This is a genomic window from Kitasatospora sp. NPDC093806, assembly GCF_040683335.1.
Classification (GTDB): Bacteria; Actinomycetota; Actinomycetes; order Streptomycetales; family Streptomycetaceae; genus Kitasatospora.
Genome location: NZ_JBFBDO010000201.1, coordinates 1 through 5776 on the forward strand (window position 1 = coordinate 1; position 5776 = coordinate 5776).

Below are 5776 nucleotides of genomic sequence, written 5' to 3' on the forward strand. Positions count from 1 at the left end.
GGGCGCTTGGGGAGCGGCCGCCGTCCACCCCGCCCGGGGTCCCGTTGAGGGACGGGACCCCGGGCGCCTCCCGACTGCCCCCTGGAGAACCGGATGACCCTGCCCAGCCGTATCGAGGTCCTCGGCGAGCCCGAGGACCGCTTCGACGAGATCCTCACCCCCGAGGCCCTCGACTTCGTCGCCCGCCTGCACCTCCCCTTCGCCGCCCGCCGCGCGGAGCTGCTCGCCGAGCGCGAACGCCGGTCCGCCGCCCTCGCCGCCGGCGGCACCCTGGACTTCCGCCCGGAGACCCGCGCCGTCCGGGAGGACCGCAGCTGGCGGGTCGTCGGCGCCGGACCGGGCCTGCACGACCGGCGGGTGGAGATCACCGGCCCGCCGGAACGCCGGATGGCCGTCAACGCCCTCAACTCCGGGGCCGAGGTCTGGCTCGCCGACTTCGAGGACGCCACCGCCCCCACCTGGCACAACCTCGTCTCCGGACAGCTCAACCTGCTGGACGCGATCGAGGGCCGGATCGACGACACCACCCCCGACGGCAGGCGCTACCGGGTCGGCGACTCCCCCGCCACGATCGTGGTCCGCCCGCGCGGCTGGCACCTGGAGGAGCACCACCTGCTGCTCGACGGCCGCCCCGCCATCGGCTCCCTGGTCGACTTCGGCCTCTACCTCTTCCACTGCGGCAAGCGGCAGATCGAACGCGGCAGCGGCCCGTACTTCTACCTCCCCAAGCTGGAGAACCACCTCGAAGCCCGCCTCTGGAACGACGTCTTCACCGTCGCCCAGGCCGAGCTGGGCATCCCGCACGGCACGATCCGTGCCACCGTCCTGATCGAGACCATCACCGCCGCGTTCGAGATGGACGAGATCCTCTACGAACTGCGCGAGCACGCCGCCGGACTCAACGCCGGCCGCTGGGACTACCTGTTCAGCCTGATCAAGAACTTCGCCCGGCACGGGCCGAGGTTCGTCCTGCCCGACCGCGCCACCCTGACCATGACCCAGCCGTTCATGCGCGCCTACACCGACCTGCTGGTCCGCACCTGCCACCGGCGCGGGGCGCACGCCATCGGCGGCATGGCCGCCGCGATCCCGCAGCGCGACCCCGACGCCAACGCGGTGGCCCTCACCAGGGTCCGCGCCGACAAGGAGCGCGAGGCCGGCGACGGCTTCGACGGCTCCTGGGTCGCCCACCCCGGTCTGGTCGCCACCTGCCGCACCGCCTTCGACGCCGTCCTCGGCGAGCTGCCGAACCAGCTCGACCGCACCCGGGAGGACGTCGAGGTCACCGCCACCGACCTGCTGGGCGTCCACCGGCTCAGCGCCGGCCTCCCGACCGAGCAGGGCCTGCGCGCCAACGTGGCCGTCGCCCTGCGCTACCTCACCGCGTGGCTGGACGGCTCCGGCGCGGTCGCCGTCTTCGGGCTGATGGAGGACGTCGCCACCGCCGAGATCGCCCGCTGCCAGCTCTGGCAGTGGCAGCACCACTGCGCCCGCCTCGGCGGCGGCTCGCTCGCCACCCCGGACCTGGTGCGCCGCCTGATCGAGCGGGAACGGGCGGCCCTGCTCACCGAGGGCGCCGACCCCGCGCGGCTGGACAACGCCGTGCGGATCCTCACCGAGACCGCCCTCGGCCCGGACCTCCCCGCGTTCCTCACCACCGACGCCTACGCCCGCCACCTCGTCCGCACCACCGCGCCGACCGCGCCCACCACATGACACCGCTCCCGGAGGGGCCCTCATGAACGACAACCGATCATGAACGACATCCGACGGGTCGCCGTCGTCGGCGCCGGGCAGATGGGCGCCGGCATCGCCGAAGTCTTCGCCCGGGCCGGCCTGGACACCATCGTCTGCGAGCACGGCCCCGCCGCGCTGCGCGCCGCCCGCGCCCGCATCGACCGCTCCCTGCACCGCGCCGTCGACCGCGGCCGGCTCACCGAGCGGCAGCGCGCCGACACCTGGGCGCACCTGCTCTTCGCCGACGACCTGGAGGTGCTGGCCGACCGTCAGCTGGTCGTCGAGGCCGTCGTCGAGGACGAGCGGGTCAAGGCCGAGGTTCTGGTCACCCTGGACAAGGTCCTCGTCGCCGACGACGCCGTGCTCGCCACCAACACCTCCGCCATCCCGGTCACCCGGCTCGGCATCGCCACCGGCCGGGCCGCCCACGTGCTCGGCCTGCACTTCTTCAACCCCGCGCCGGTGATGCCGCTGGTCGAACTGGTCTCCTCGCTGCACACCGACCCGACCGTGCTCGACCGCGTGCACGGCTTCGCCGAGGACGTCCTCGGCAAGCAGGTCATCCGCTCCCGCGACCGCGCCGGCTTCGTCGTCAACGCCCTGCTGATCCCCTACCTGCTCTCCGCCATCCGCCTCGCCGAGGCCGGCCACGCCACCGCCGCCGACATCGACGCCGGCATGGTCCACGGCTGCGCCCACCCGATGGGGCCGCTCCGGCTCGCCGACCTGATCGGCCTGGACACCGTCGAGGCGATCGCGCGATCGATGTACGACGAGTACAAGGAGCCGCTGTACGCTCCCCCGCCGCTGCTCTCCCGGATGGTGGAGGCCGGCCTGCTCGGCCGCAAGACCGGCCACGGCTTCCACCCGTACCGAACGCCCTGACCGAACGCCCTGGCCGCAGCGCCGTGGCCGCAGCGAACCGTCGGGACCTGCACCGCCATAGGATTCGGGCATGGACAGGAGCACGCCGCCCCCCGGAGAACCGGTACCGATGACGACACCGCCGACCCGCTGGCAGGAGGCGGGACGGAGCGGGGACTACGGCAAGCGGTTCGCCGACCTCATCGCCGCGGGCGAGGACGTCGACGGTGAGGCCCGCCTCGCCGACACGCTCCTGCCGCGCGGCGCCCGGGTGCTCGACGCCGGCGCCGGAATGGGCCGGGTCGCCGCGGCACTCCTGCGACGGGGGCACGACGTGGTCGCGATCGAGCCCGACGAGGCGCTGGTCCGGCAGGCCCGGGAGGCCTACCCGGGGCTGCCGATCGAGGAACGCGACATCCTCGACCTCGGCCCCGACGACGGCCCGTTCGACCTGGTGGTCTGCGTCGGCAACGTGATCGTCTACCTGGCCGAGGGCACGGAGCGCCGGGCCTTGGGCGCGATGCGCGACGTCCTCGGCGAGAACGGCCGGATCCTGGTCGGCTTCCATCTCCAGGACCCGCCGCGGTACGCCCGGACCTACACCGCGGCCGAGTTCGAGTCGGACCTGACCGCCGCCGGACTCCGCGTCGACCTGCGGGCGGGCACCTACCAGCTGCACCCCGCGAACGACGCCTACGGGGTCTGGATCCTGAGCCGCGCTTAGGGCCCCTCTCTTGGATCCTTGCCGGGGTCGCGAGGGCATGGACGTCCTCGCGCCGGGGAAGATCGACATCCGGTAAGAGGGTTCCGCGACACCGGGCCGCTCGTGAGCGGCCCCGGGAGGGGAGTGCGCGATGGTTGGTGACCTGGTGCGGGAGTCCGCCCTGGCGGGGCGGGTGGTGCTGTGGGAGGAGTCCGCGCGGGACGGCGCGCAGGGCAAGACGCTGATGAGCGCCGGATTCCGGGTCGAACTGGCGCGGGAGCAGGGGTGGATCTTCGGCGCGGACGGACCGCGGCACGTGGTGTTCGCGGCCGGGTTCCCCGCGGTGTGCGCCGAGGAGTTCGAGGCGGTGCGGCGGGTCGCGGTGGAGACCGAGGGCGCCGTCAGCGTCGCCGCGGTGTGCCGGGGCAGAGCAGCGGACGTGCGCCAGGCCATCACCTCGGTGAAGGGCACCGCGCACGCTCGAATCATGGTCGTCGTGCCCGCCTCCGAGGCGATGGCGCAGGTGATGACGCACGGCTCCGCCCGGGACGCCCTCGTCGGCGCGGTCGGGCTCGTCAAGGAGGCCAAGGGCCTGGACGACACCGTCGCGGTGGACGTCTGCCTGGCGGACGCCTCCCGCGCCGACCACGAGCTGACGGCCGCCTACGCGGCCACCCTGACCGAGACCGGAGCGGGGACCGTCATCCTGGCCGACTCCGTCGGACACCAGCTGCCCGCCGACACCGCCACGATGTTCGGCCGGGTGCGCGGAGCGGCCGGCGACCACGTGGTACTCGCCAGCCATCTGCACAACGACCTGGGCCTGGGCCTGGCCAACACCCTGGAGGCGCTGAGAGCCGGCGTCCGCGTGGTCTCCGCTTCCTGGCTGGGGATCGCCGAGCGCAGCGGGATGGTGGCGACCGAGCAGCTGCTGTTCCTGCTCGCGCACCGGCCCGACGCCGCCGCCGAGTTCCTGGGGGCGGGTGCGGACGCGTGGTGGACGGCCCCGGACCTCACCCGGCTGCCCGGCATCGCGCGGAGGGTCTCCGCGGAGACCGGCGTACCGCTGTCGGTGACCACGCCGATCGTCGGCAGCGGCGTCGGCACGATCTCCACCGGCACCCCCTTCGTCCACCCCCGGCTCTTCCAGCCCTTCGACCCCGAGGAACTGCTGGGCATCACCCCGGACGTGGTCCTCACCCACCTGGCCAGCATCCGCGTGGTCAAGGCCGTGGCCGCCCGGCTCGGCCACGAGCTGGACGACGCCCGGGCGAAGGCGGCGATGCGCTGGGTCAAGACGTGGGCGTACCGCACCGGCCGGGCGGTCGTGCCGGACGACACCTTCGCCGCCTACCTCGACGGCGTGTGCGCGACCGTGACGGGAGAGCGGTAATGAACCCCACCCCGCAGGCCGGCCGGGCCTCGGAGGCCGTGGACGTCGACGGCGCCCGCCGCGCGCTGCGGCGCGGCACGGCCGTGGTCCTGCCGAACCCGGCGCCGCTGACCCATGTCGTCGCCGGACCCGACCCGCAGGCCGTCAACACGGCCAAGGGCCGCCCCGCCGACCAGGCCGTCGCCCTCTGGGCCCACGATCCCGACACCTTCGCCGCGGCCGGCGAAGCCCTTGACCTCACCGAACGCCTGGCCGCGCTGGCCCGCCGACTGCTCGTCGAGGAACGGGTCACCCTGCTGCTGCCGCTCAGGTCCGGCGCGCCCCGCCCCGACTGGCTCGCACCGGCCACCCGCGACGGCTGGACCATGCTCTTCGGCGCGCGCTGGACGCCCCTGCTCCCCGTCCTCGCCGACCACCCGGTCCTGTACGTGAGCAGCGCCAACCGCACCGGCCACCCGCCGGCCGCCACCGTCGACGACGCCCTCGCGATGTTCCCTCCCGCCGTTCCAGTCCTCGCTCTCCCCGCCGCCACCACCGACAGCACCGACAGCACCGACACGGCCCTGCCGCCCCGGGCGGCGACCACCACCCTGCGCCTCCACCCGGACGGCCGGCTCGACCTCCACCGCCACGGCGCCCAGGACCGCCCCTATCCAGACGCCGACCGGTACCTCGAACACGTCCACGCCACCTACCGCGCGCAAGACCCTGCCTCCGAGGCGACGCCTACGGGCGGGCGCTCCTGACGGCGGGCTGGGTCTTCTGGTTGTAGATCTCCTTTCCGGCGGCGTCGTACGCGTGGACGTAGGGGGCCGGGACGGGAGAGCCCCCGGTCGTGATGGCCGCCGCGTGGACGTACGCGCCGCCGGCCATGACGGCCGGGTACTGCGTCGGGTCGTCGCCGTAGCTGACGGTGATCCTGGCGACCTCGGGCGTGTAGTGCCCCGCGCCCAGCGAGAGGTACTGCCCGGCCCCGGCCCGCGCGCTGAAGCTGTCGAAGAACTCGATCAGGTGCCCGGCGCCCCACAGGCGGTCGTTGATGAAGGTCGGGGGCACCGACGAACTGGTGCCCTTGTCGC

At 74.0% G+C, this 5776-nt stretch carries 5 protein-coding genes and 1 pseudogene; 5 read left to right on the plus strand and 1 reads right to left on the minus strand.

Annotated elements, in window-relative coordinates:
- The first annotated feature begins 93 nt into the window (after positions 1-93).
- The 5 genes from aceB to AB0N76_RS38835 all read left to right on the plus strand — a co-directional run bounded on the left by aceB (position 94) and on the right by AB0N76_RS38835 (position 5443).
- Positions 94-1716, plus strand: a complete 1623-nt coding sequence (gene aceB, locus AB0N76_RS38815; RefSeq protein ID WP_363565569.1) for a malate synthase A — start codon at positions 94-96, stop codon at positions 1714-1716.
- A gap of 36 nt (positions 1717-1752) precedes the next feature.
- The gene (locus AB0N76_RS38820; protein ID WP_363565573.1) at positions 1753-2622 is read left to right on the plus strand and encodes a 3-hydroxybutyryl-CoA dehydrogenase; all 870 of its coding nucleotides are present in this window, start codon (positions 1753-1755) and stop codon (positions 2620-2622) included.
- A gap of 109 nt (positions 2623-2731) precedes the next feature.
- Positions 2732-3325 (plus strand): class I SAM-dependent methyltransferase, encoded by a 594-nt coding sequence (locus tag AB0N76_RS38825; RefSeq protein ID WP_363565570.1) that lies wholly within the window; start codon positions 2732-2734, stop codon positions 3323-3325.
- A gap of 130 nt (positions 3326-3455) precedes the next feature.
- Complete coding sequence (locus AB0N76_RS38830; RefSeq protein WP_363565571.1) at positions 3456-4697, plus strand: 2-isopropylmalate synthase; 1242 nt, start codon at positions 3456-3458, stop codon at positions 4695-4697.
- Positions 4697-5443 carry a Sua5/YciO/YrdC/YwlC family protein gene (locus AB0N76_RS38835; RefSeq protein WP_363565572.1) on the plus strand — a complete coding sequence of 249 codons (747 nt, stop codon included), beginning with the start codon at positions 4697-4699 and terminating at the stop codon, positions 5441-5443. Before AB0N76_RS38830 ends, AB0N76_RS38835 begins: the two co-directional genes overlap by 1 nt.
- Here the strand turns inward: AB0N76_RS38835 and AB0N76_RS38840 are convergent.
- A pseudogene (locus AB0N76_RS38840) lies at positions 5424-5776 on the minus strand (hypothetical protein); the annotation flags it as partial. The gene AB0N76_RS38835 and the pseudogene AB0N76_RS38840 sit on opposite strands and share 20 nt — an antisense overlap.